The 307-nt window shown below is 58.6% G+C and carries 1 pseudogene; it reads right to left on the reverse strand.

What is annotated here, in order from left to right:
* Nucleotides 1–307: pseudogene (locus tag NE473_RS30920) on the reverse strand (hypothetical protein); the annotation flags it as partial.

The raw sequence follows: 307 nt of genomic DNA on the forward strand, positions 1-307 counted from the left end.
GCCCTGTCATTTCCTGGTACTTCGGAAGACAGCGCCGCCGTACTTCTGTTCTCTCCCTTCCAGTAGACGGTACCCAGGAAAGCGATGCCGGCCGCGGCAATACACAAGGCTGCGGCCGCAGCCATTCCCGGCAGCTCCCAACGGACGGACAGCGGAATCGATTTTTTTCTGAGGCGAAACGCCGGATTATTAAATCTGCATCGCGTATCACAGACATTCATCAGCGCGTCCGCCCCCTCCAGTCCGCCCAGTGCAGCGAGAGGGACCAGGATACCGTCTCCCTCCTTCTCCGCAAGGTAAAGAGTCT

The organism is Hungatella sp. SL.1.14 (assembly GCF_024460495.1).
GTDB classification, from domain to species: domain Bacteria; phylum Bacillota; class Clostridia; order Lachnospirales; family Lachnospiraceae; genus Hungatella; species Hungatella hathewayi.